This is a genomic window from Colwellia sp. BRX10-9 (assembly GCF_014077405.1).
GTDB lineage: Bacteria > Pseudomonadota > Gammaproteobacteria > Enterobacterales > Alteromonadaceae > Colwellia_A.
The window spans coordinates 51215-73627 of sequence record NZ_JACGVV010000012.1 but is presented as its reverse complement, the minus strand read 5'-3'; the positions used below and the strand labels follow the sequence as shown (position 1 = coordinate 73627).

Genomic DNA, 22413 nt, shown 5'->3' with positions numbered 1-22413 from the left:
TCGCAACTGCCAGCAAAACCTCTCCAAGTAATAAAGTTCTTTACTGCTCTACCAAGCTTACTCATACTTAGATATAAAATAGTTTACTGCAGATAAGAAAACACTAAAACAAGGATTATGTAGATGATAAATAAAAGTTTGATGGCTGTTATGGTCATTACACTCGCACACTTGCCGATTAAATCAGCATTAGCACTTGGCCCTAATGGGCATCGTATGGTTGCCAAAATAGCAGAAGATAACTTAGAACCTTCGGCCAAAAAGGCGCTAATGCAGCTAACCGATGGTGCACCATTAGCTCAAATGGCTAATTGGCCTGATAACATACGTTCAGATAAAAAATGGGATTATGCTAAGCCTTGGCATTATATTTCTATTGATGATGACGAAGTATTTAAGGGGCTAAAAAGAAATGAAGATGGCGACATATTAAAAGCTTTAGCTGATTTTGAAAAAAAACTTCGCGATAAAAAAATCACCAAAGAAGAGAAATGGCAAGCACTAGCATTCTATATTCACTTTGTTGGCGATATTCACCAACCGCTTCACGTTGGACGCAGAGATGACCTTGGCGGTAATAAAATAACCGTTAAATGGTTTGGAAAACCAACAAAACTTCATGCTGTGTGGGATTCGTCAATAATTGAGCATCAAAAGCTTTCTTATACCGAATATGCTAACTTTTTAAATAATCAAACGCCTGACACCATTAACCTATGGCAAGATACCGTTTATCTTGATTGGGCTAAAGAATCTAAATCGAACAGAGAAACAGTCTATGACTTCCCTGAAGATAAAGAATTAAGTTACCAGTATGCGTATAAAAACACTCCGATATTAAATGAGCAAATAGCCAAAGCAGGCTTCCGTCTTGCTGGAATGTTAAACGATATTTTTAAAGAATAAATAATCGTTATTCACATAAAAGCCCAGTTAATACCTGGGCTCTTTCAGTTCAGTAAAACGCCTCAACTAAATGAGTAAAATCATTATTTAGGCTATATTACCCTTGTTTATTCATGGTTTTATCTCAAAATTCTTAATTTATTCAATCGCTACTATTTTGTTGGCGCATACGATTTTACTTCATTAGATATTTAATTGTCGTCTGCACGAACTGCTGTAAATTTATTGGAATAACAACAAAGAGCGCTATCCCTTGATCAAAGTCAGGGTTGAGCTGACAATAATATTGAATTTCTGCTTTGTCGCTACAGCGCAACATTTCCAACTCCTGCTCGCTATAATTACTGCTTCGATTGACTGAAACTAAACAACGCAACTGATTTTTATTACTGTTTTTTCCGTTTGGATTAAAACGCGTAAACAATTCCTTGGGTGCAGATTGCCCAAAATGTGGCCAAACAATGGCGGTATTCTTGGCAATTGCTCGATACATAGCAGGGCTGAGCATAGTATCGGCATAATAGTGTTTGCGCCAGGGTCTTTGCAACCAGCTTTTAAAGCTCTCTTTAATTGAAAATAAAAAAGTATTACTCCCCTTTCGATATTGTGGAAGAAATGCAGCAGAAGCCTTAATTACCGTATAATTTGCACTGTCTGTGAAGGTGAGTAAGCAATAGCCTACGATTTGCTCATTATTGAAGTAAAGTCGCAGTTTCCTCTGGTTGGGCTCAGGGCTATCAAAATATTTTAGCAGATAATCTTCTGCATCTATATCAGCAAAACTAACCTTGATAATTTCGCTAAGTGCGTTTCTTTGCCAAGCTGACAACCATTGTTTAGACTGTATCAAGTCTAAGGAGCTGAGTTCACTAATAACAAATCTCTCCCATAATGTAAGTTAGGGTGCTAGATTAATTTGAAAAGCTTATGGGTGCAAGCCATCAATTAAGCTACTGGGCCGATTAGAAACGTTATTTATAGAGTATTTTTAAGGGCTAGTCGGAGTGTTTTTGTAAGGTAGACGCTAAAAACGGAAAATAAGGGGGTGCGATATCCAACCGTTATTTTCCGTTTAATTAACTTATTATGATTCTTTAGTCGCTCTTAACATCCACGCTGTTTTCTCGTGTATACGCATACGATCAGACACTAACGAAGCGGTTGATTCATCATCAGCAGCTTGTGCAATTTTTAAAACTTCACGCGATGTTTTAATGACTTGTTCGTGCCCTTTGGTAAGTAACTCAACCATCTGTGCAGAACTTGGTACACCGTCAACCTCTTTAATAGAGCTTAATTTTGAAAACTCTTTATAGGTTCCTGGTGCAGGTACATCTAGGGTTCTAATACGTTCAGCGATGTCATCAACAGCAATTGCTAATTCGGTATAATGTTCTTCAAACATCAAATGTAACTCACGAAATTGTAAACCGGTTACATTCCAATGAAAATTATGTGTTTGCAAATATAGCGTATAAGAGTCGGCTAAAAGTCGTTTTAAACCGTCTGATATTTCCGTTCTATTTTCTTTATTTATGCCAATATCTATATCAGTCATGTAATTTCCTAATTTTTAGAATTTGATAAATGTATAACGCCTATCGAACGAACGATAAATTGTTGACTAAAATTGAAAACTTCAAACGCCAGTCAACTGTTTGCGTTTGTTTGAGCAATTTAGATAATTACTCTGCTTTGATTTCTAAAGCAATTCATATCATAACACAAATCACCCTTGCCTATAAACCAAGTGTTTTATTGCATCTTAAACCCGTGCTATAGGCGCAGTAATTTGTGTTGTTGCACTATCTTTTGCTTTTTTGGCGGCACTAAACAGATTCTCTTCAAATACCATGTCTAATCCTACCGCTTTTTCATTACCTTTAAGTGGCTCTATCTATATAGGTAATTGCCCAATATTCATCTCCATTATTTTGAGAGTTAGGATTAAAATTAGCTCTATACATTCGTTGTTGTTCGATAAAATAATTAACTTTATTTTGGTACATAATAAATGACGCCAATACCATTAATACCTGGGTAGGTATCTGCAAGGTTAGGCCTTTTAGAAAATATTTTCTAATGATCTGCCTGTATTTTTTGTACAAAAGCCTGAATGTCCGCAGTACCTGACTTTAAGACTACCTCGTAGTGAAAAATTTGTTTAGCTAGCTTTTGAATCATTGCATATATTTTTGAGTTCCTTTTACAAAAAAATCTAATGTTTGAAGGTAAGTAATTTCAATATCATGCTGAGGTTTAGGGCGAGAATAGTAGCAACCTTGTACCCGTCCAATATTAAGTTGTTTGCAGGGCTGTCCCTGTTGCTCAGTTTCGACTCCTTCGTCAATAATGTTAAAACCTAATATACTCACCATAGATACAAGCCCTTTGTTCAGTGTAATATCAATAGGCATTAAATTTTGTCAATTTTTACCATTGGAATATTCAAGTTCCAAATGAATCTAGAATATTAAATCTAGGTAGACCTCCCCTTTTATGAGTTAGAGCTAACCGCCTATTTTTGCCACACAGTGAAAGTTAACAAATATAAAAAAGCAGATATTATAGATTACTATATAACGGACTGAGTTCAGAAACCTGATACATCCTACCCACGAATAAATTCATGAATATCTAATTATATTAAGAATTAAAAGAGTTACTCTACTTTTGCATATTTTCTTATAACTCCTATATTTAGGAGTGTAAAATCTAAATTTAACAAAACGGTGATTCGCGAACATTAATCAACTACACTTTATTTATCTAATTTTAATGCTGAAATTTTTTCGATGTTTAGGTATATTGAAAAAAATTATTCATGGGTATTATTAGCTGCCTTGGTTGCATCTACATTACAAGGACTACTTGTGGCGTATCGGAAAATGTATAAGCTAAAAAAACTGCTGGTCAATTTTGTACTTTTATCAATTTTTGCTCTTTCACTACGAGCATTTGCTTCGATGGAAGAAATCCAACCTTTTGTCTCACTACACAAGAGTCAACTAGGTCGGCTACTATTAAAAGCGGAAAGTAAATATGCGATAAACCCAAAAAAAACATTAGAGCAATTAGAGCAATTAGAGCTATTAAAAGCATCAGAAACTTGGGAAAATACTCCCATTATAAATGCTAAATATTATATTTTAAAAATCCAAATTCAGAGGGCGATGTCTTCCCCTCAAGAAGAAAATATCGCCGTTGAAGAACTAACTAAATATGCAGAGGAAAAAAATATAGATTGGCTGATGTTAGAAGCAAATTATCAAAAAGCTAATATTGACTTAAGCCGAGATGGAAACACCAATTCTGTTTATAATATTATTGAGAATACACTACAAGCCGCAATAAATATAAATTTCAACCACTTAGTTGGTAGGCTCTATAACTTACGAGCGATTTATAAACAAAGCAGCGGTGATAACAGCGGTGCATTAAAAGATTATTATTTGGCGTTCGATGCTTTAACTCAATACCCTAACGAAGACTGGACGGTAAAAATCTACTCCAATATGTCTATTATCTATTTGGAAATTGAAGACTTTACTAAAGGTTTGCAAATTAATGAGTTAGCTTTTCAGTTATATGATGACCAAAAAATAGATAATATACAGCTGAAAACTTCTCTACTGATAATGAAGGCACTCTTCTTGAGAAATATTGGCAAAATCGACGAAGCAACTAGCACACTTTATCTTGCCAAAGAGAGTGCAATAAAGTCCGGATCAATTAATTTGATTTTAAACGTAAAAAATAACCTTTCAGGTGTATTATTACAGACCAAAAATATTAACGAAGCAAAAAAAGAAGTTCAAGAATGTATCGATGATTCTATTAAATACGGTGTAACTTCGGTTTTACATCATTGTCGTTCTAACTTAGGGCATATTGAAATAGAGTTAGGGCATTATTCTAGTGCCATTGAGTTACTGATTGATGCTAAAGACAGTTTTGAAAAACAAAACAATATTAAAGCCATGATTCAACAACAACTAAGCTTAAGTATCGCTTATGAACGTTCAGGTGACTATCAAAAGGCATTAATTCAACTCAGAAGTTATTATGAAAAACATGTTGAATTAATGTTTAATGAACGTGTAAAAGAAGTCGCTGAGATTAATGAAAGCTACGAAGCTAAGTTAAAAGATAAACAAATAACCTTGCTACAAATTAATAACGATTTACAATCATCTAAGTTAAGTGAAAGAACGCTTTCTAATAAACTATTAATTCTAGTGTCAATTTTTAGCGTTATTGTTTTATTCGTCTTAGTTAGTCGTTATTTTTCAATCTGGAAATATAAAAACAAACTAGAAAAATCAAATACTAAACTACTAGAGAGTAGCTTAATCGATCCGTTAACCAAATTGGGTAATAGGCGTGCACTTACTGAATATATAAAAGTATTTGATGCTAAATCTAGCAAAGAAGAAACAGATTACTGCATTGTTATCATCGATATAGATCACTTTAAACAAGTCAACGACACATATGGGCATGGTGTCGGGGATGAAGTACTCGTTATAATTGCTAAGTTATTAAGCACTAAAATTAGAGAAAGCGATATTTTAGTACGTTGGGGTGGAGAAGAGTTCGTTTTAGTTATAGAAAAGAAGCAGCAAGTTAATGAACTTTCGATGGTTAATAGAATAATTCAAACAATATCCAATGAAACAATTAAAACTACCATGGGCGATTTGAATATTACTATATCTGCTGGTGCAACGACTGTTTCAACATGCAATATAAATAGTAATGAATGGCCTGAAATACTTGATAGGGTAGACTCTGCGCTTTACAAAGCAAAAAAGAATGGAAGAAACCAAGCTGTTATGGTTTAAAATATCAGTTATTATAAAGCTAATTTTTTAGTTTCATAAATTTTTTTACTGAAAGTTAACTCGACTCAGGCTCTGTTTCCAACGTCTGTAGTATCATAACCACTGATAGAGTCACTGCATCTTAAAAATCATGTCAGATCTTAAGATTGAAATTTTGCTAACTTAAATTTAACGCACTGAAAAAATCAAGGACTCTATGGCGTTATTTGCTCCAAACCGCCTTAAATCTAATAAAAGTTTACTACACAAAAATGTGAATTAAATGTCTGTTTTCGATAATTTCAATTAAGATTAAATATTAATTTTTCAAATTTACGGTTATAAAAGTCCTTTACAGGCAAGGGATTCATCACCGATTTTAGTAAAAATATAGAGTAAGGTTTAAAGCGTTCATAACAACAATAATTTATCCTCGTTATTTAAGCTGTTTTTGCTGATACATCATGCGGTCAGCGTGACCAATTAAATCATCTAGTGATTCGCCATGTGTTTTCCAGACAGCGAGACCATAAGAAATTGAAGTAGGTGTGTTTTTCGCCAAACTATACTCATCAACCCCTTTCGCTAGTCGTTCAGAAAGTTTGGTCACATGATTTTCAGAAAATATATTAGTCAAGACAATGATAAATTCGTCACCCCCCCATCGCGCCAAAATGTCTTCTGTCCTCAGTTCTTTTAACAGCCCTTTCGCCGTATTTTTTATCACCATATCGCCATATTGATGACCGTTAACATCATTCAATAATTTTAATTTATCGATGTCAGCAATCATAACCGCATAGAGAAATTTATGATTAAGACATTGATGAGTTACCCTATTGAATGCCTCATAGAAGCCAAACCTATTTAGGGTATCTGTAAGTTGGTCTAATTGAGCTTGCTCCTTATAAAGTGCCATATTTTCAGTTTCGCGGTCTTTATCTTCAAAAAACATAATCACACCATTACTTTTATCATTACACCTAATATTGGTAAAAGATGTTTTACAGGTTTTGTGGCCTTTAATGTTAGTTCTAATCGCTATTTCTCTGATGTATCGTCTTTGATTATTTGTCATAACATCTGACAATATTAATTGCAGCTCATTAGACATTAACTCATTGATTAACATTGATACCTGCTTAAGGGTTTTAAGTTCGGCGGCGTTAGGAGTAAACCATAGTGAAAATTGAATGTTCACATGGAGCAACTTACCATCAACATCAAATATTGCTACGGGTATCGGCATCACATCTAGAAAACTTCTAGACAACGAAATTGGTTTATTCACTCGATGACTTAAATTAAACAAGTGGTCACCAACCTTCTCAATATCAGTAAAATCATAAATATTAATCCTTTTATAAAGGTATCGACCTGAAGATTATTAATTGAAAATCTGCAGGAATAAAGCCTGTCCATTTTGTTATCTCGCTCGTAACTCTAATGGCGACTTAACCACTAATTTTTAGTTATTTAGTTTGTTGGAAGTTTTTCAATTAATAATGCTTTTGTCTGAGAGTATGGTGATCTTAAATAACGAAATTTCAAAATCACTAAGATACTTTGTTAATAAACGATGAACTTGCCTTTAACTCTGGCCACTTATTTCTTATAAGTAAAATATCCGGTAACACCGCATTGAAAAGTTTAATAAGATCGGGATCAAAATGACTTCCCGACACTGAATTCATATGAGCAATAGCCTTATCAACTGGCCATGCTGCTTTATATGACCGCTCAGATGTTAGGGCATCAAAGACATCAGCAATAGCAACGATTCGCCCAATCAACGGAATTTCTTGCCCTTTAAGATGATTAGGATAACCAGAGCCATCCCATTTTTCATGGTGAGTTAAAGCAATACTAAGCGCCATACTTAGTAGTGGAGAGTCATTTTCGCCGATGATGTCGGCACCAATATTGGCATGGGTTTTCATAATAGCCCACTCCTTGGCATCTAATTTCCCCGGCTTTAATAAAATATGATCGGGTATACCAATTTTGCCGATATCATGCATTGGGGCAGCATTAAGAAGTGTTTCTTGAGAAAACTCATCTAAACCAGCAGCCCTAGCAATTAGTTTTGAGTAGTGGCTCATGCGAATAACATGTAATCCAGTTTCATTATCTTTATATTCGGCGGCTCGTCCTAACCGCTGGATAATTTGCATTCTGCTTTCTTTTAGCTCATTTACCCCAACCAAAGACAAATGGGTTTTCACTCTGACGCGTACTATTTCTGGGCATATCGGTTTAGTAATATAATCGACGCCCCCTGCTTCAAATCCCTGACATTCATTTTCCATATTAGACATTGCCGAAACAAATATAATAGGAATATGAGCGGTACTTTTAATCTTTTTTAATGTTCGACAGACTTCATAACCGTCCATTTCTGGCATCATGATGTCGAGTAAAATTAAATCAGGCTGCTGCTCTATTGCAATTTCAATGGCACGCTGGCCATTTTTAGCAAACACCAATTGATAATTTCCCACTAGCACTTGATTAATGACCTGTAGGTTATTAGGTTCATCATCAACCACCAAAATTTTCGCTTTAGCATTATAAGTTAACTGCATTTGCTGACTCCTTGCTCGGTAGTAATTCAATATCGATTAACGCTATGACTCCTCGTTCAAAATAAAAGTCGGCAATAGCACATCGTAACTTGTTGGTCAGCTCATCAGGATTGTTTAAATGAGGCAATTGCTGAATTAATTTTTTTTAAAATCAGGTCAAATAGCTGAAAGTTCTTGAATAATTCACGTAGAATTTTAATTTGTTCAATAGCTTCGAGCTTGCTCATAACCGGGTAAAGTTGACGGCTATTAGTTGGTTGAACTAATCCGTTGATTAACGCCAAACTGCGGGTAAAGGTATGTGTTAAAATAGTCAGGTGATGTTGTGCTGCTTCGATATTTTTACACTTAAAGTCATCATTCATAATGGGCATTTGAAAATCCATCAAGACAATATCAAAGGTTTTACTTGGAAATATTTCCACTGCTTTTAGCCCATTAACCACCCAAGTAATCTTATGCCCATCGACTCGAATCAATATGCTACCTCAACACCTGAAACATAACCTAGTGCATCTGCGATGGTAGTCACGCCAAGGTAATCTATTTCATTATGAGTAAGCAGATACACAGCGGCAGCGACTTTATGTAAAGTCTGCTTTTTTTTTGATAGTGAGGTTATTTTAAGATTGAATAGTTCGGTAAGACTAATACCCGTAATATCGATGCTAGTATTGTTTGCATTAGCCAGTGCACTAGCACTAAATAATAGTGTAAGCACTTGTGCGGTATGTAATATTCTCATGATTATATTCCTTTATATTACTTATCCTTGTCGCAAAAATTTATTATCCAAAACTATAATAAAATCATAGGATACGACTGGATGTGCTCAAGTAGCTTTTAATACCTGAATTAAATATATTTGCCTTAACGACCACAACGACGATGATCAATAAATTTGTCTTCAATTAAACGATTCACTAAACTCGCTTTTATTTAGCTAACTATAAGCGTTTATTTAGAATAATCCTTAACCAGTAACGACATTATCTAGACAACTAAAGACACCTCACTAAGTGGCTAACTTATAATTATTATCTTTATAACAACTAAGCTACATAAGTATGGGGTCAGCTGTTTTCAATATAGCTTTTTAGATCATTAATAAAGATTACCAGGTAATAATAACGCCTTAATATCGCGAGTTAACCCAGTAAAACAAGTTAAAATTATTGATGTTAATAAAAGTTGAATACGGTGGGTAGATTTAATGAGAAAATTGTAATTTCATTGGCTATTCAACAACTACAAAACTTTTATGAGCAAGTGTTCAGTGTTTAAAGTGTCTAGTACCATAATGAAAACAGTTACGTTAAATTAATACCAACTGACAGGGAGTTACATAGCCAACTATTGAGTTACCAAGATGTACATTATTTACTGATAATCTGATGGCGAAACACCTGTCCATTTCTTAAATGCCCTAGAAAAACTTGATGGCGAATTAAAACCCAGCCGATAAGAAATTTGAATTAAATTCAGCTTATTTTGCTTTAAGAGTATTTGCGCATGATTGATTTTTTTTGTTTTCAATAAAGTACTAAAGTCAGTATTAAAGCGTTTTAAACGGCGTTGCAAGGTCTTGACACTAATGTTCATCTGCTCAGCTACAAAAACGATATTTAGATTATTTGAAGCAATATTTTCTGTCATTAAATTCTCAATATCAGAGAGTAATTGAATATAAGTTTTAGACAATTTATTATCTACGAAGGGCTCTAAACCAATCGAGTGCGTTGAAAATAAATTTTTGGTCGCAAGAACATTTTTCTTAAAAACAATGACATATTTCCCGCTATCGGTGTACGTAACCGGATAGTCAAATGTTTTTTCAAAGCTGTTTCTTTGACTTTTTAAATCAAGCGTTATCTTTGAAATAATATCTAAGTGGGCAGGAAATATTTGATTAATTATTTTATAAACCAGACAAAATCCAATTTCTAGTGTCGTTCTATGGACATTAACCAGCTCTGCCCGCGATGAAACAACTAATAAGTTGCAATCGCCCTTAACGACTAAAGTGACCTCAATCAATTTATTCATTTGCTCACTAGCAAAAATAATTTTTTCTAATAAATCACCTAGCGATTTAGCATCTGCTACGATGACACCCGTATGACGTAAGAAATGCAGTTGAAAAATAGCAGCCACTGCAGCAGGTAAGGCATCTAAGCCTGAATATACTGCAATATTATCATATAGCTTAAGCACAACGTCCCGTTGAATAGAATCTAACTCACGTAAAGAAGCGACGTTAATACCTACTGACGATAATAATTTGTTTGCTGGTAAATTTTGTTGTTGCAACGCCATATAAATAAGACGTATCCAGCTACCGTCAACGAACTGCTTTATATCGTAGCTATTTTGCTCTGGGTGGATAATTGCATAATTTAGTTTTTTAACCACGTCCATGGGCTTCCAAAATAGATTTATCTTACATAATTGACAATGAGTATTAGATAAAACTACTTACTGCAGTAAAGGTCCTACTTAAGACATTAATCATATGTTTTTTAACAATTTTAGTCTTAACCCACGAAGTCTTTATCTTCACCGTTAAGGACATTTTTAATTGCAGAATATTATTATGCTCAGACAGTATCTAAATCCAATTTCATCTTCAATCAGGGAAACCCCCTACAAAATGTTGTTTTATTGTGGTAAATATTGCTGAATTTTAAAGTGGCGACGTAAGTATCGATGAGTTTTATTATCTACTGTGCTATTATTTTCAAAAAGTTCAGGTAATTGCTTGGGGGTGTTAACTTAAACACGCTTAGCCCATTTTCATTAACTGCTGTCTGTACTATGGCTACTTCACCTTCTCATTTAAGTGTTATCGACATGGATCTATTTTCATCTTTATTTGAACAGCCGATTAATCTTTTGCCATATGATGGTGATGTCGATTATTTTGGTGAAATTATCTCTTTAGACGATAGCGACTATTACTTTAATCGCTTACTTAACGGTATTGATTGGCGTTGTGACCAAGCAGTTATATTTGGCAAAACTATTGAAACAAAAAGAAAAGTGGCTTGGCATGCTGCTGAATGTTTTAGCTATACCTACTCAAATATTACTAAAACAGCGTTGCCTTTTACCGATGATTTGCTTTCATTAAAAGCACTTGTCGAGCGCCATAGTGGTGAAACTTATAATTCATGCTTACTTAACCTTTATCACAGTGGAGAAGAAGGCATGGCTTGGCACAGCGATGGTGAAAAAGATTTAAAGGACCAAGGTGCGATTGCATCGTTAAGTTTTGGTGCTGAAAGAAAGTTTGCTTTTAAGCACAAGATATCAAAAGAAGTCATTACCTTACCCCTTAAAGCGGGCAGTTTGTTAGTCATGAAAGGGCCAACACAACAGCATTGGCTACATCGTTTACCACCAACTAAACTCATTAAAGACGCAAGGATAAACCTTACGTTTAGAACGATTGTTAACACATAACGTATTATCGTTAACAAGAGTAATTTTCGTCACTTTATATAAGCAAGGTGATGAATATGCCGCCATTAACCGTCAAACTATGCTTTATTGTCAACTTCCTTAGGCCCTAGTCAACCGCTAATCAACGGGCTTACTCGACACTATCTGTTGACAATGCCTTATATAAGATTAAAAAAATATCAATATGCCCTATTCATTTTCATAAGTTTTTCGATAGATTTTAGTCAGTTTTTTAAGTCGTAGTTGGTCAAAAATCAGTGAAAATAATGGTGATGAGTTTAATTTTGGGGCTTTACCTTTGCCAATACGTTGTAACTGACGTTTGGTAATAGCCATAGTTGCAAGTGCGGCTAAAGTTTTATCTTGCCATTTTACTTGAGGTAAAATGGCTACCGCGTCTGGTGACGTTTTCCAGCGTTGAGGAAGATTTGGACTAAAGGCCAGCGCTCTGCCAATGCCGACCATATCTACGCCTTCATCTACTACTTTTTGTGCAATCGCTAAACGGACAATCCCTCCTGTTGTCATAATTGGCATAGGAGCTTGTTTGGCAATTTCTTTCGCAAACTCAAGAAAATAAGCTTCTCTATTTAGGGGCTGTCCATCAGCTGTATTACCCTGCATTGCTGGACTTTCATAGCTACCACCTGACAATTCAACTAAATCTACGTTTAAATGGCCAAGTTCTTTTACCACAACTAAGGCATCTTGTGCATCGAAACCACCACGTTGGAAATCTGCGGAGTTTAACTTAACCGCTATCGCTATATTTTCAGGTATAACTAGCTTGACCGCTTTAACAATTTCAAAAAGGAGACGAGCACGGTTTTCAAGGCTGCCACCCCAGTTATCATTTCTCTTATTGGTCAGCGGCGACAAAAATTGTGATAACAAGTAGCCATGGGCTGCGTGGATCTCGATACCATGAAACCCAGCTTCAACAGCACGTGATGCTGTGATAACAAATCGCTGAATTAACGCTTGAATTTCAAGCTCGGTCATCGGACTTGGTTTACTAAATAACTGACTATGCTTCCCCATATCCAATGCAATATCTGAGGGAGAAAACACTTGCCCTCCCATAGCAGCATAGACTTGTCGGCCAGGATGATTTATTTGCATCCATATTTTTGTGCCATTTTTGCTTGCTATTTCAGCCCACTTTTTAAAGGGCTCTAAGGGTGTATTTGCCTCTAAAGCAATACCTCCTGGGCCGGTCATTGCGCGGTGATCTACCATAACATTACCCGTAATAAGCAGGCCAGTACCTCCCGCAGCCCATGTTTTATATAGTTGAAAAATATCATCGCCGGGTAAATGGCCTTCAACAGCCATATTTTCTTCCATGGCGGCTTTTGCTAAACGATTTGGCAAAATTGCGCCATTAGGAAGAGTTATCGGTGTAAATACAGAGTGACTCAAGTAGAACTCCTGTTAATAAGTTTAACGAGCTGGATTTTGTACAAGTATAAGCTTAAAGTTAACTTTAATGTCAACAGTTTACATACGCATAAAGTAGGTACCGATGAAAATCAGCGAGTTAGCAAAAATAAGTGGTATAACAGCCTCTACTATACGGTTTTATGAAGCCAAAGGATTACTCCCTAAAATACAAAGAAATATAAATGGTTATCGACATTATTCGCAAGATAGTGTGCAGCGTTTAGCAACGATTGAATGTGCGAAGCGGCTAGGTTTTAGATTGGCAGATATCTTAAATGTTTTAGCAGATAGTGGCGTAACTGAAGGACTTGATCACAACAAAATAGTCGAACAACTTGATATACGCTTGCTTGAGGCAGAGAGTTTAATTAAGGGACTATTAGCACAACGAGACGAAATAGTATTATTTAAACAACGCTTACAAGAGAGCTGGCAACAAGGTAAATGCTTAGCGGTGGACGAAATACTTTCAGCAGATAAAAGGTAAAACAGGGATAAAAAACTGATGAATCAGCTTGTTAGGCTCTCATTATTAAAGGTCGCTAAAGTCAACCAAAGGTAGATTTTCAAAGCCCGGTCTGGCAAAAAAGTAACCTTGCATTAGTTCAATACCAAAATCACGTAAACAGCGGTATTCTTCTTTAGTCTCTATTCCCTCAGCAAGCGGAGTAATGTTTAGGTCATTAAAAATATTTAAACAATTTTTTACTATTGACTGACGAACTTTATCTTCATTAATGTTACGGATTAACCCCATATCAATTTTTACGATGTTAGTTTGAAAATCAGCTAATAAACCCAAGCCAGCATACCCTGCGCCAAAGTCATCTATTGCAGTTTTAAAGCCTATTTTCTTATAAGACTCAACAATATTCTTAATAAAAGCGGTGTCATCAATTTTTTCAACTTCGGTAAATTCAAACATTATTTTTTCAATGGGAAAGCTATACTTCTTGGCTGCCTCCAATGTTGTGCGAATGCAACGCTCAGGTTTATATATAGCGTTGGGGAGAAAATTTATGCTGAGCATAGATTGAAGTTTTAACTTGGAGGCAAGAGCTATCGCTTTAACTCGGCAAAGCTGATCAACCTTCATACTCGATTGTAGCCGTATATCAGTAATTAACACTCAATAATTTATATTAATGACCTTAAATATGATCACCTGAACAACAGATAGGCTGTTTGTTGAGCAATGATGCTGATTCTCTATCTAGATATTGTTTAACGAAGGATGAAATATTGTCTTGTCGCACCGGTAATTAGTGTGGTCGACACGAATAACGCGCCAACCTGAGTAAAACCGATCACTAAAGGTAAAAACTGTAAAATTAATTTTAGCTATTACATATCTTATTGTAAGCACTAATCGCAATTAATCTCAGCTAATTCACCTTGTATATAAGTGGCTTTAACCGCACGGTCATCCCCTAATATAGTGAAAGAAAAAAGTTTCTCTGCCAATGATTGGCACTGCTCTAACCGTAATTTCATTAATGGTGTTGCATGATAATCTAAGACTATAAAGTCAGCCTCACAACCCACTTGAAAATTACCTACTGTACCTTCTAAGTCTAGCGCCCTTGCGCCACCTAAAGTTGCCAAATAGAAAGATTGTAATGAATCTAATTTTTTGCCTCTTAACTGCTGCGTTTTATAGGCATCTTTTAAGGTCTCTAATAGTGAAAAACTGGTTCCTGCGCCTATATCTGTACCTAGACCCACTTTAATATTGTGTTGCTGGGCAACATCAAGTTTAAACAGACCACTCCCTAAAAACAGATTTGAACTTGGACAAAATGACAAGGCTGAATTAGATTGAGATAAGTCGCTATATTCAGCATCACATAAATGTATACCATGAGCAAAAACACTACGACTGCCAAGTAATTGATGCTTTTTATAAACATCTAAATAGTTTTCGCAATCGGGATTAAGCGATTTAACCCATTCAATTTCTTTTAAATTTTCAGACAAATGGGTTTGCATATAAACACCTGGGTGCTCTTTTAATAGTTGTCCAGCCAAGCTTAACTGTTCATCACTACTGGTTGGCGCAAACCTTGGGGTGATAGCATATTGCAAACGCCCTTTACCATGCCAATCTTTGATAAGTTGCTTAGACTGCTGATAACTACTTTGCGCGGTATCGAGTAAATAGTCAGGAGCATTCCTATCCATCATCACTTTGCCAGCAATCATGCGGAGATTTTTGGCTAAAGCCACTTCAAAAAAGGCATTAACTGACTCAGCATGGACAGTGCCAAAAACTAATGCGGTTGTTGTGCCGTTAGCAAGCAATTGATTGAGGAAAAACTCACTGATTTTAGTGGCGTAGGCTTTATCAGCAAACTTTTTTTCGGTCGGAAAGGTATAATCTTCTAACCATTGTAATAATTGTTCACCATAACTCCCTATCATCTCAGTTTGAGGATAATGGATATGAGTATCAATAAAGCCTGGGACAATCAGGCCATTTTCAATATGTTGAATCTCTAGGGAATGCTCTAAATCAGCCAACATAGCTTTAGCTGTGCCCAACTGTTTAACCTTGCCATTTTCTATCAGCAAAATACCATCTTCAAAATACTGGTAGCTGCTCTGCTCTGCTTGCTCTTTATCTTGGCAAGGCGTCGAGGCTGGGTCTTCGACAAAATGTAAAATCTCACCGCGAAATGCTTTTACTGACATCGACTTAATCGCTCCGGTTATCTAAATTGAAATGTATGGTAATTTTATTTTCTAAAGCGATTTCATCGCAGTTTTTGCCGACACCTTTTCGGTCAACAACTAAAAAATCAGCGGTTTCACTTAAAGCTAAACTATAATGATGCCAAGTACCTTTGTGGTAATTAACACCTTGGTTGCCTGTAGCAAGAAATACGGCTAATTTAGTCACATCAAATTCGCCCGCAGGTCCAACAACTACCAAATAAGCGTTAGCAGACAAAGGATAAAAAGCCTGGCTTGATAAAGGATGACGTTCCATACAGTCAATGGTTATTTGACCTATACCGGCGTTGATCTGACAGCATTCTTTAGGCGACGAGCGAAAAACACTGATAATACCTTGCCCTGCTTCCTCACTAACATCTAGCGTCGCTAATGCATGATATCTTTGTGTAAGCCCATAATTTATTGATATTTTTTCTACTTGATCATTGACTTCAATCACATCACCAAAAGCTTGAAACGCTTTTTGGCTTAGTGGTTTAGCATGTAAAATCATCTTAGCTGCCACGGTAAGTTGAGTAACCAAAAGCGGTCAGTAATAATGGAATATGATAGTGTTCACCATCACCACTGATATCAAAAACAATATCAACATAGGGATAAAAAGCTTGCTCATTCAGCGCGTTAAAATAATCACTAATCGCAAAATGAACGCGATAACTCCCCGCAGGCAATATTCGTTCTTTATCAAGTAAGGCCGGCACTCGCCCATCACTGTTTGTTTGGCCTTGTGCCAAAAGTGACCACTGTGCTTGGATACTATTGTCACCATCATTTGAACCCTTAAGTTCAAAGAGAGAAATAGTAATACCAGCAGCGGGTTTACCGCGACTAGTGTCTAATATATGTGAAGTTATTTGACTCATAAACTTAGGTCTCTTTTACGTTTGAAGCAGTAGTGGCAGTTTCAGCAATCATTTTTTTGATTCTTAACTGAAATATTTTTCGTTGCTCTTCTGCTGCATTAATGATTTCTTCCACGCGATTATTAGCGTAACGTTTTACCAATATATCTAACATCTGCGTGGCTGTTTTACCTGTGGCACAAACAATAAAAATGAAGCCAAACTTTTCTTGATAGTCATCATTTAATTGCTTTAACTCACTTAATGCTTGTTCTGTCGCTGTGTTAACACCCGATTGTTCTCCCGCGGCAATTTTCTCTGTCGAGCGGTATTTTTCTCTTAGGCTAGACACATCGCCAATTTTAGGGTGCCCTTCAAAAGCCTGCAAATAATCGGCTTCTGTAAGGTTTTTCCAGCTGAGATCAGCGTGTGCAGATAACGCCGCTAAATTGTTATATGGCATAGCAGCCACCATGCGGCTTACCCAAGTATTGGCTGTACAGCACTGCATAAAGGCCAAGTGGGCCGCCTGAGGTTGCAAAGCATTTAACACGATAATCGACATAACGTTTCCTTATTCAAGGTAACCAATAATGCCCTTTTTCTTAAGAGCATTATTAGGATAAATATATAATTTGATCTCATTATTATGCGGTTTTTAACCTGTCGCTGTTAATAATAAGTGTTGCCGCTTTTATACCTTCTAGGGTAAAAACGCCTGTTGAACCTAAGGTAAAGTTATTCATTAATCTTATCTGTAATCGGTTTGCTATCAGTTACTTTATTTTTGCTTCGACCGGTAACATGGAGATTAGTCGCGCTATTAAGTAACGGCGTTAACGCTTTGAAACTGATACCTTGCGCGGTAGTTGACTGATGACCTGCATGGTCGTCTTTTTGATATAAACCAATAATTTCAGCCGCAATTGATACCGCAACTTCCATAGGACGTTTACCCGGCACGGCACTTAAACCAATAGGACAAGTGAGCTGTTCAATAGCCTGCTGACTAAATTCTCGATGTTTTAAGCGATGCTGAAAGCGTTTCCATTTTGTCTCAGAACCAATTAAACCGGCATACGCAAAATCACCACGCTTTAACAGCGCCTGGCATAGTTCAAAATCTAATTGATGATTGTGGGTCATAATGATAAAAAAACTGCCTGCAGGCATGCTAGCTATTTCATCTACCGGATTGTCACTAACAACACACTCAATATTAGCCGGCGCATTTGCCAGCATCTCAACAGGAAACTGTTCTTGGCGATTATCAACCCATTTTAGCTGGCAAGGTAAGTCAGCAAGGATGGTCGTTAACGCTTTACCAACATGGCCGGCGCCAAAAAGCATTATTTGAGTTTTACAAGCTACAAAGCTTTCAAATAATACGCTACAATCTCCGCCGCAACATTGCCCTAAGGAAGCACCTAAAGAAAAGTGCTCGATATGTTGATTCTTATCCTCGTCTGCTAATAATTGTTGCGCTATCGCGATAGACTTAAACTCTAAGTGACCACCACCAATAGTGTCATAAGTGCTATTGGCACTCACCACCATCTTAGTACCAGAATTTCTAGGCGCTGAGCCATGCACACCAATAATTGTTAGCAAGACAAAGGCCTCTCCTTTGATCTTTAATGAACTAACCGCTTCAGACCAACTTTGTCGGTTATTCATCAGTGTCCATCCCTTGCTGGGCGGTTATTAATTGCACAGCCTTTAAAACTCGCTCTGGTGTGGCAGGAGTATCAAGCGACGGAATAACACCTTTGGCTCTATCTTTTGCAGCAACAGAGTTAGCAATAGCGGCGCGCAGCGCTGACCAGACAGAAATAGCCAACATAAACGGTGGCTCGCCTACCGCTTTAGAATGGTAAATGGTCGCTTCACGATTAGGAGAATCTTTCAACAACTCAACGTTAAAGACTTTTGGTGCGTCGCTAATAGCAGGAATTTTATAGGTGGCCGGCCCAGTCGTTAACAAACGTCCCTTATCATTCCAATGTAATTCTTCAGTGGTTAACCAACCGACGCCTTGAATATAACCACCTTCAATTTGGCCTATATCTATCGCAGGGTTTAAAGAGTCACCAACATCATGAAGGATATCGGTTTGTAATAACTTGTATTCACCGGTCAGCGTATCGATTAACACTTCAGATACTGAAGCACCCATCGCAAAATAGAAAAACGGTCGACCTTGGGCATTTTCTCGATCGTAATAAATTTTTGGCGTTCGATAAAAACCGGTCGACGATAAAGACACCCGAGCAAAATACGCTTTTTGGACTAACTCAACAAAACTGAGTTTATGTTCACCGGCATCGATTAAATCGTCACTAAAAGTTATCTCGTTACTCTCAACAGCAAAGTGCTCGACAGCAAAATCAATTAACCTTTGTTTAATTGTTTGTGCAGCGTTTTGAGCGGCTTTACCATTGAGATCGGTACCTGAAGAAGCCGCTGTTGGTGAAGCATTAGGGACTTTGTCGGTCCGCGTTGCTGATACTTTTACCTTATCAACGGCGATACCAAAAACTTGTGCAACGATTTGGGCAATTTTAGTATGCAACCCTTGGCCCATTTCAGTGCCGCCATGTGTAACATCAACACTTCCGTCGGTATAAATATTAATCAGCGCCCCTGCTTGATTAAGATGCTGAGCAGTAAACGAAATACCAAATTTAACCGGTGTTAGTGAAATACCTTTTTTAAGAAATTTACTGCCGGCATTAAATTCATCAATTTCTTGGCAACGCTTGGCATAACGAGAGCTATGCTCAAGTTTGGTTATCATCTCAGCTAAATTATTGTGCTCTACTTGCTGATGGTACGGGGTAATATTGCGCGTATCTGTACCGTAAAGGTTAGCTTTACGCACAGCAAGTGGGTCTAATCCTAGAGAGTAAGCAATATCATCCATGACACACTCAATAATCATCATACCTTGTGGACCACCAAAACCTCGAAAGGCGGTATTGGAGGCGGTATTCGTCTTACAACGATTACCGATAATACTAACATGGTCCAAGTAATAACCATTATCAGCATGAAACATGGCTCTGTCGACGATGGCATCTGATAAATCAGGTGAGTAACCACAATTACCATTGACCGTTATATCTATGCCTTCAATAACACCTTGACCATTAAACCCTACTTGATAATGATTTTCAAAAGGATGACGTTTACCGGTCATCATCATATCGTCGCTACGATTTAAACGCAGCTTTACTGCTTTTTGGGTTTTATCAGCAAGTACCGCCGCTAAACAAGACCAACCAGCCGCTTGTGTTTCTTTACCGCCAAAACCACCACCCATACGTTTCATATCGACAACGACGCGATTAAAAGGGATACCTAACACTTCTGCCACAAGTTTTTGAACTTCAGCAGGATGTTGGCTAGATGAATAAACGGTCATTCCGCCATCTTCGGTGGGAATAACACTGGCTATTTGACCTTCCAAATAAAAATGCTCTTGGCCACCAATGGTAATCTCACCACTCAGCTGATGCTTAGCTTGCTCAATAGCAGTGGCACTATCACCACGTTTCATACTATGCGGTGGACGAACAAAGCTCTTAGCTTCTAACGCTTGTTTAATAGTCAGTACTGGTGTTTTTTCTTTATAGTCAATTTTTGCCAACGCTACCGCTTGTTTTGCTAACTCATGGCTCGTCGCAGCGACCGCAAAGATAGCTTGACCATAAAATTCAACGACATCTTTGGTGAGTATTGGATCGCCCGGAAAAACAGGACCAATATCAGTATGACCAACAATGTCATCTAAGGTAATAACAGCAACTACACCCTTGGCGGCGCGTACTGCCGATAAATCTATCGCGGTAATATTACCACTGGCAATTGTTGCCATACCAACAGCAGCATGCAATTGCCCTAACGACTCTAATTTGTCATCGGTATAAACGGCTTTGCCGGTAACATGCATTTCAGCACTTTCATGCTTGGTCGATTGCCCAACCGCGCCAGAACTTTTTTTACTTTCAAGACCTTTATCAATTTCACTTAATTTACGCATGAGTCACTCCTTTCCCTTCAAAGGTATCAACTTCAAAGGTTTCGATTCGGGTTGCTGCATGCGTTTGCTCTAGTTCATAAAAGCATTTTCTCACTAAGTTTTTTGCCACTTGTAAGCGATATTCACTGCTCGCGCGCACATCTGACATCGGAGAGAAGTCTTTTGCTAATGCTGTCATCGCTAAAGCAATATTTTGTTCGCTGGGCTCTTTACCCATTAAAGCTTGTTCACAGGAAAAAGCGCGTTTTGGGATGCCTGCCATACCGCCAAAAGCAATGGTAATATTAGCCACTTTTTTATTGGCAAACTTAATATAGAAACAGGCAAGCACCGTTGAGATGTCGTCATCTAAACGTTTTGATATTTTAAAGACTTTGAGATGTTTATTACTGTTAGCTTTTGGAATTTCAATACGTTCAATGAACTCACCACTTTCGAGTTGTGTTACTTTGTAATCAACAAAATAATCTTCAACAGATATTTCACGAGTACGCTCGCCTTTGCGAAGCACTAACTTAGCACCTAAGGCGATTAACACGGGTGGCGTGTCTCCAATAGGAGAAGCATTACCGACATTTCCCCCTAACGTGCCCGAGTTTCTCACCTGAGTTGAACCAAGGCGATAAAGCATTTGACCAAATTCTGGATAATGCTGGCTTAATAACTGATGGCTTTGCTCATAGCTCACCATAGCGCCAATAGACAAAGTTTCTGCTGTTTCATTAATTTGTGCAAGCTCGCGCACATTGCTCATCGAAATCATGGTTTGTATTTGCGCCATACCTTGGGTAACGCTTAACGCTAAATCTGTACCACCGGCTAACAATTTAGCTTTCGGGTATTGTTCAACCAATTTTGCTAATTTATCTAAGGTATAAGGAAGATAAAGACTCTTGCCATTATTGTGCAGTTCAACAGTTTCTTGTTGCTGAGCTATGAGTTTTAATTGCTTAATAGTCGCCGCTTGCTCGTGCTCAAACTGATCAACGTCATTGTTATCACAAGCTTGTTTTGCCGCTTCAGTAATAGAGCGATAGCCAGTACAGCGGCACAAGTTACCCGCTAAGCCATGCTCGATGTCTTTGTCTAGATCAACAGCAGGAGAATTATCTGTCGCATCAATAAACTTGGCTTGCGCTAAATTTTTCTTTAATGAAAAAAGTGACATTACAAAACCAGGAGTACAAAAGCCACATTGTGAGCCATGGCAATCGACCATAGCTTGTTGAACACTATGTAATTTATTTCCTTGCTGTAAGTCTTCTACTGTAACAAGCTGTTTGCCATGAAGTGCAGATAAAAAAGTAATGCAGGTATTAATCGATTGATAGCTAAGATGTTCGGTTATTGTTTGACTTTTTGCTGAGTGAACCACTTCAGCAAGCACTGCTGTACAGGCACCACAGTCTCCTGAAGCACAACCTTCTTTCGTCCCTTTTCGACTCAACTCTTCTCTTAAATAGTTGAGTACCGTCATATTAGGATCACAATTTTCGATAACTTTACGTTCGTTATTTAACAAAAATTGAATTTTATTTTCTGACATATGGTTAATTACCTATACAAATATGCGT

At 37.2% G+C, this 22413-nt stretch carries 22 protein-coding genes and 1 pseudogene; 4 read left to right on the top strand and 19 right to left on the bottom strand.

The window, feature by feature from the left end; genetic code table 11:
• The first annotated feature begins 123 nt into the window (after window positions 1-123).
• A complete protein-coding gene (locus H4J69_RS09260; RefSeq protein WP_182217382.1) occupies window positions 124-906 on the top strand; it encodes a S1/P1 nuclease in 783 nt (260 codons plus the stop codon).
• A gap of 175 nt (window positions 907-1081) precedes the next feature.
• Here H4J69_RS09260 and H4J69_RS09255 read toward each other — a convergent pair whose 3' ends face one another.
• From H4J69_RS09255 to H4J69_RS09235, 5 genes are all read right to left on the bottom strand, one after another.
• Window positions 1082-1756: a hypothetical protein gene (locus H4J69_RS09255; protein ID WP_182251952.1), complete on the bottom strand. Its 675-nt coding sequence runs from the start codon at window positions 1754-1756 to the stop codon at window positions 1082-1084.
• Between the two features lie 234 nt (window positions 1757-1990).
• On the bottom strand, window positions 1991-2464 hold the full coding sequence (locus tag H4J69_RS09250; protein WP_070376816.1) for a Dps family protein: 474 nt from the start codon (window positions 2462-2464) through the stop codon (window positions 1991-1993).
• Between the two features lie 207 nt (window positions 2465-2671).
• The gene (locus H4J69_RS09245; RefSeq protein WP_182217379.1) at window positions 2672-2761 is read right to left on the bottom strand and encodes a hypothetical protein; all 90 of its coding nucleotides are present in this window, start codon (window positions 2759-2761) and stop codon (window positions 2672-2674) included.
• Window positions 2762-2789: 28 nt separating this feature from the next.
• Window positions 2790-2960: a hypothetical protein gene (locus tag H4J69_RS09240; protein WP_182217377.1), complete on the bottom strand. Its 171-nt coding sequence runs from the start codon at window positions 2958-2960 to the stop codon at window positions 2790-2792.
• A 126-nt stretch (window positions 2961-3086) separates the two neighbouring features.
• Window positions 3087-3284 (bottom strand): hypothetical protein, encoded by a 198-nt coding sequence (locus H4J69_RS09235; RefSeq protein ID WP_182217376.1) that lies wholly within the window; start codon window positions 3282-3284, stop codon window positions 3087-3089.
• 510 nt (window positions 3285-3794) lie between these two features.
• On the opposite strand from H4J69_RS09235, the gene H4J69_RS09230 reads away from it, so the two are divergent.
• A complete protein-coding gene (locus H4J69_RS09230) occupies window positions 3795-5750 on the top strand; it encodes a GGDEF domain-containing protein (RefSeq protein ID WP_182251951.1) in 1956 nt (651 codons plus the stop codon).
• A 415-nt stretch (window positions 5751-6165) separates the two neighbouring features.
• Here the strand turns inward: H4J69_RS09230 and H4J69_RS20345 are convergent, their stop codons facing one another.
• The 5 genes from H4J69_RS20345 to H4J69_RS09205 form a co-directional block, all read right to left on the bottom strand.
• On the bottom strand, window positions 6166-7020 hold the full coding sequence (locus tag H4J69_RS20345; RefSeq protein WP_182230785.1) for a GGDEF domain-containing protein: 855 nt from the start codon (window positions 7018-7020) through the stop codon (window positions 6166-6168).
• Window positions 7021-7285: 265 nt separating this feature from the next.
• Complete coding sequence (locus H4J69_RS09220) at window positions 7286-8314, bottom strand: two-component system response regulator (protein ID WP_182251950.1); 1029 nt, start codon at window positions 8312-8314, stop codon at window positions 7286-7288.
• Window positions 8315-8418: 104 nt separating this feature from the next.
• A complete protein-coding gene (locus H4J69_RS09215) occupies window positions 8419-8793 on the bottom strand; it encodes a hypothetical protein (RefSeq protein WP_182218767.1) in 375 nt (124 codons plus the stop codon).
• Entirely contained in the window at window positions 8790-9059 is a 270-nt protein-coding gene (locus H4J69_RS09210) for a hypothetical protein (RefSeq protein WP_182218769.1), read from the bottom strand. The genes H4J69_RS09215 and H4J69_RS09210 overlap by 4 nt, the downstream gene beginning before the upstream one ends.
• 635 nt (window positions 9060-9694) lie before the next feature.
• Entirely contained in the window at window positions 9695-10732 is a 1038-nt protein-coding gene (locus H4J69_RS09205) for an AraC family transcriptional regulator (protein WP_182230784.1), read from the bottom strand.
• Window positions 10733-11128: 396 nt separating this feature from the next.
• On the opposite strand from H4J69_RS09205, the gene H4J69_RS09200 reads away from it, so the two are divergent.
• Entirely contained in the window at window positions 11129-11776 is a 648-nt protein-coding gene (locus H4J69_RS09200) for an alpha-ketoglutarate-dependent dioxygenase AlkB (protein ID WP_259364918.1), read from the top strand.
• Between the two features lie 189 nt (window positions 11777-11965).
• On the opposite strand, the gene H4J69_RS09195 is transcribed toward H4J69_RS09200, so the two are convergent.
• Entirely contained in the window at window positions 11966-13198 is a 1233-nt protein-coding gene (locus H4J69_RS09195; protein ID WP_182215984.1) for an NADH:flavin oxidoreductase/NADH oxidase family protein, read from the bottom strand.
• 103 nt (window positions 13199-13301) lie between these two features.
• Here H4J69_RS09195 and H4J69_RS09190 point away from each other — a divergent pair, with 103 nt between their 5' ends.
• Window positions 13302-13706 carry a MerR family transcriptional regulator gene (locus H4J69_RS09190; RefSeq protein WP_182215982.1) on the top strand — a complete coding sequence of 135 codons (405 nt, stop codon included), beginning with the start codon at window positions 13302-13304 and terminating at the stop codon, window positions 13704-13706.
• Window positions 13707-13751: 45 nt separating this feature from the next.
• Here the strand turns inward: H4J69_RS09190 and H4J69_RS09185 are convergent.
• From H4J69_RS09185 to xdhA, 8 genes and pseudogenes are all read right to left on the bottom strand, one after another.
• Window positions 13752-14309 (bottom strand): annotated as a pseudogene (locus H4J69_RS09185) (EAL domain-containing protein); the annotation flags it as partial.
• Between the two features lie 275 nt (window positions 14310-14584).
• Entirely contained in the window at window positions 14585-15910 is a 1326-nt protein-coding gene (guaD, locus tag H4J69_RS09180; RefSeq protein ID WP_182215981.1) for a guanine deaminase, read from the bottom strand.
• A gap of 4 nt (window positions 15911-15914) precedes the next feature.
• Window positions 15915-16448: an ureidoglycolate lyase gene (locus H4J69_RS09175; RefSeq protein WP_182215979.1), complete on the bottom strand. Its 534-nt coding sequence runs from the start codon at window positions 16446-16448 to the stop codon at window positions 15915-15917.
• Between the two features lies 1 nt (window position 16449).
• The gene (uraH, locus tag H4J69_RS09170) at window positions 16450-16818 is read right to left on the bottom strand and encodes a hydroxyisourate hydrolase (protein WP_182215978.1); all 369 of its coding nucleotides are present in this window, start codon (window positions 16816-16818) and stop codon (window positions 16450-16452) included.
• A gap of 4 nt (window positions 16819-16822) precedes the next feature.
• Complete coding sequence (gene uraD, locus H4J69_RS09165) at window positions 16823-17362, bottom strand: 2-oxo-4-hydroxy-4-carboxy-5-ureidoimidazoline decarboxylase (RefSeq protein WP_182215976.1); 540 nt, start codon at window positions 17360-17362, stop codon at window positions 16823-16825.
• Window positions 17363-17535: 173 nt separating this feature from the next.
• On the bottom strand, window positions 17536-18474 hold the full coding sequence (xdhC, locus tag H4J69_RS09160) for a xanthine dehydrogenase accessory protein XdhC (RefSeq protein ID WP_182215974.1): 939 nt from the start codon (window positions 18472-18474) through the stop codon (window positions 17536-17538).
• Entirely contained in the window at window positions 18467-20839 is a 2373-nt protein-coding gene (gene xdhB / locus H4J69_RS09155) for a xanthine dehydrogenase molybdopterin binding subunit (protein ID WP_182215973.1), read from the bottom strand. Before xdhB ends, xdhC begins: the two co-directional genes overlap by 8 nt.
• Window positions 20832-22385, bottom strand: coding sequence for a xanthine dehydrogenase small subunit (xdhA, locus tag H4J69_RS09150; protein ID WP_182230780.1), 1554 nt, complete (start codon window positions 22383-22385; stop codon window positions 20832-20834). The genes xdhB and xdhA overlap by 8 nt, the downstream gene beginning before the upstream one ends.
• Window positions 22386-22413: the final 28 nt, after the last annotated feature.

Coding starts and splice junctions, on each gene's coding strand:
- uraD (WP_182215976.1), bottom strand. CDS start 17,362: ATGTCGATTATCGTGTTAAATGCTTTGCAACCTCAGGCGGCCCACTTG.
- H4J69_RS09205 (WP_182230784.1), bottom strand. CDS start 10,732: ATGGACGTGGTTAAAAAACTAAATTATGCAATTATCCACCCAGAGCAA.
- xdhA (WP_182230780.1), bottom strand. CDS start 22,385: ATGTCAGAAAATAAAATTCAATTTTTGTTAAATAACGAACGTAAAGTT.
- xdhC (WP_182215974.1), bottom strand. CDS start 18,474: ATGAATAACCGACAAAGTTGGTCTGAAGCGGTTAGTTCATTAAAGATC.
- H4J69_RS09220 (WP_182251950.1), bottom strand. CDS start 8,314: ATGCAGTTAACTTATAATGCTAAAGCGAAAATTTTGGTGGTTGATGAT.
- H4J69_RS09175 (WP_182215979.1), bottom strand. CDS start 16,448: ATGATTTTACATGCTAAACCACTAAGCCAAAAAGCGTTTCAAGCTTTT.
- H4J69_RS09210 (WP_182218769.1), bottom strand. CDS start 9,059: ATGAGAATATTACATACCGCACAAGTGCTTACACTATTATTTAGTGCT.
- H4J69_RS09245 (WP_182217379.1), bottom strand. CDS start 2,761: ATGGTATTTGAAGAGAATCTGTTTAGTGCCGCCAAAAAAGCAAAAGAT.
- H4J69_RS09190 (WP_182215982.1), top strand. CDS start 13,302: ATGAAAATCAGCGAGTTAGCAAAAATAAGTGGTATAACAGCCTCTACT.
- H4J69_RS09200 (WP_259364918.1), top strand. CDS start 11,129: ATGGCTACTTCACCTTCTCATTTAAGTGTTATCGACATGGATCTATTT.
- xdhB (WP_182215973.1), bottom strand. CDS start 20,839: ATGCGTAAATTAAGTGAAATTGATAAAGGTCTTGAAAGTAAAAAAAGT.
- H4J69_RS09260 (WP_182217382.1), top strand. CDS start 124: ATGATAAATAAAAGTTTGATGGCTGTTATGGTCATTACACTCGCACAC.
- H4J69_RS09250 (WP_070376816.1), bottom strand. CDS start 2,464: ATGACTGATATAGATATTGGCATAAATAAAGAAAATAGAACGGAAATA.
- uraH (WP_182215978.1), bottom strand. CDS start 16,818: ATGAGTCAAATAACTTCACATATATTAGACACTAGTCGCGGTAAACCC.
- H4J69_RS09235 (WP_182217376.1), bottom strand. CDS start 3,284: ATGGTGAGTATATTAGGTTTTAACATTATTGACGAAGGAGTCGAAACT.
- H4J69_RS09230 (WP_182251951.1), top strand. CDS start 3,795: ATGTATAAGCTAAAAAAACTGCTGGTCAATTTTGTACTTTTATCAATT.
- guaD (WP_182215981.1), bottom strand. CDS start 15,910: ATGTCAGTAAAAGCATTTCGCGGTGAGATTTTACATTTTGTCGAAGAC.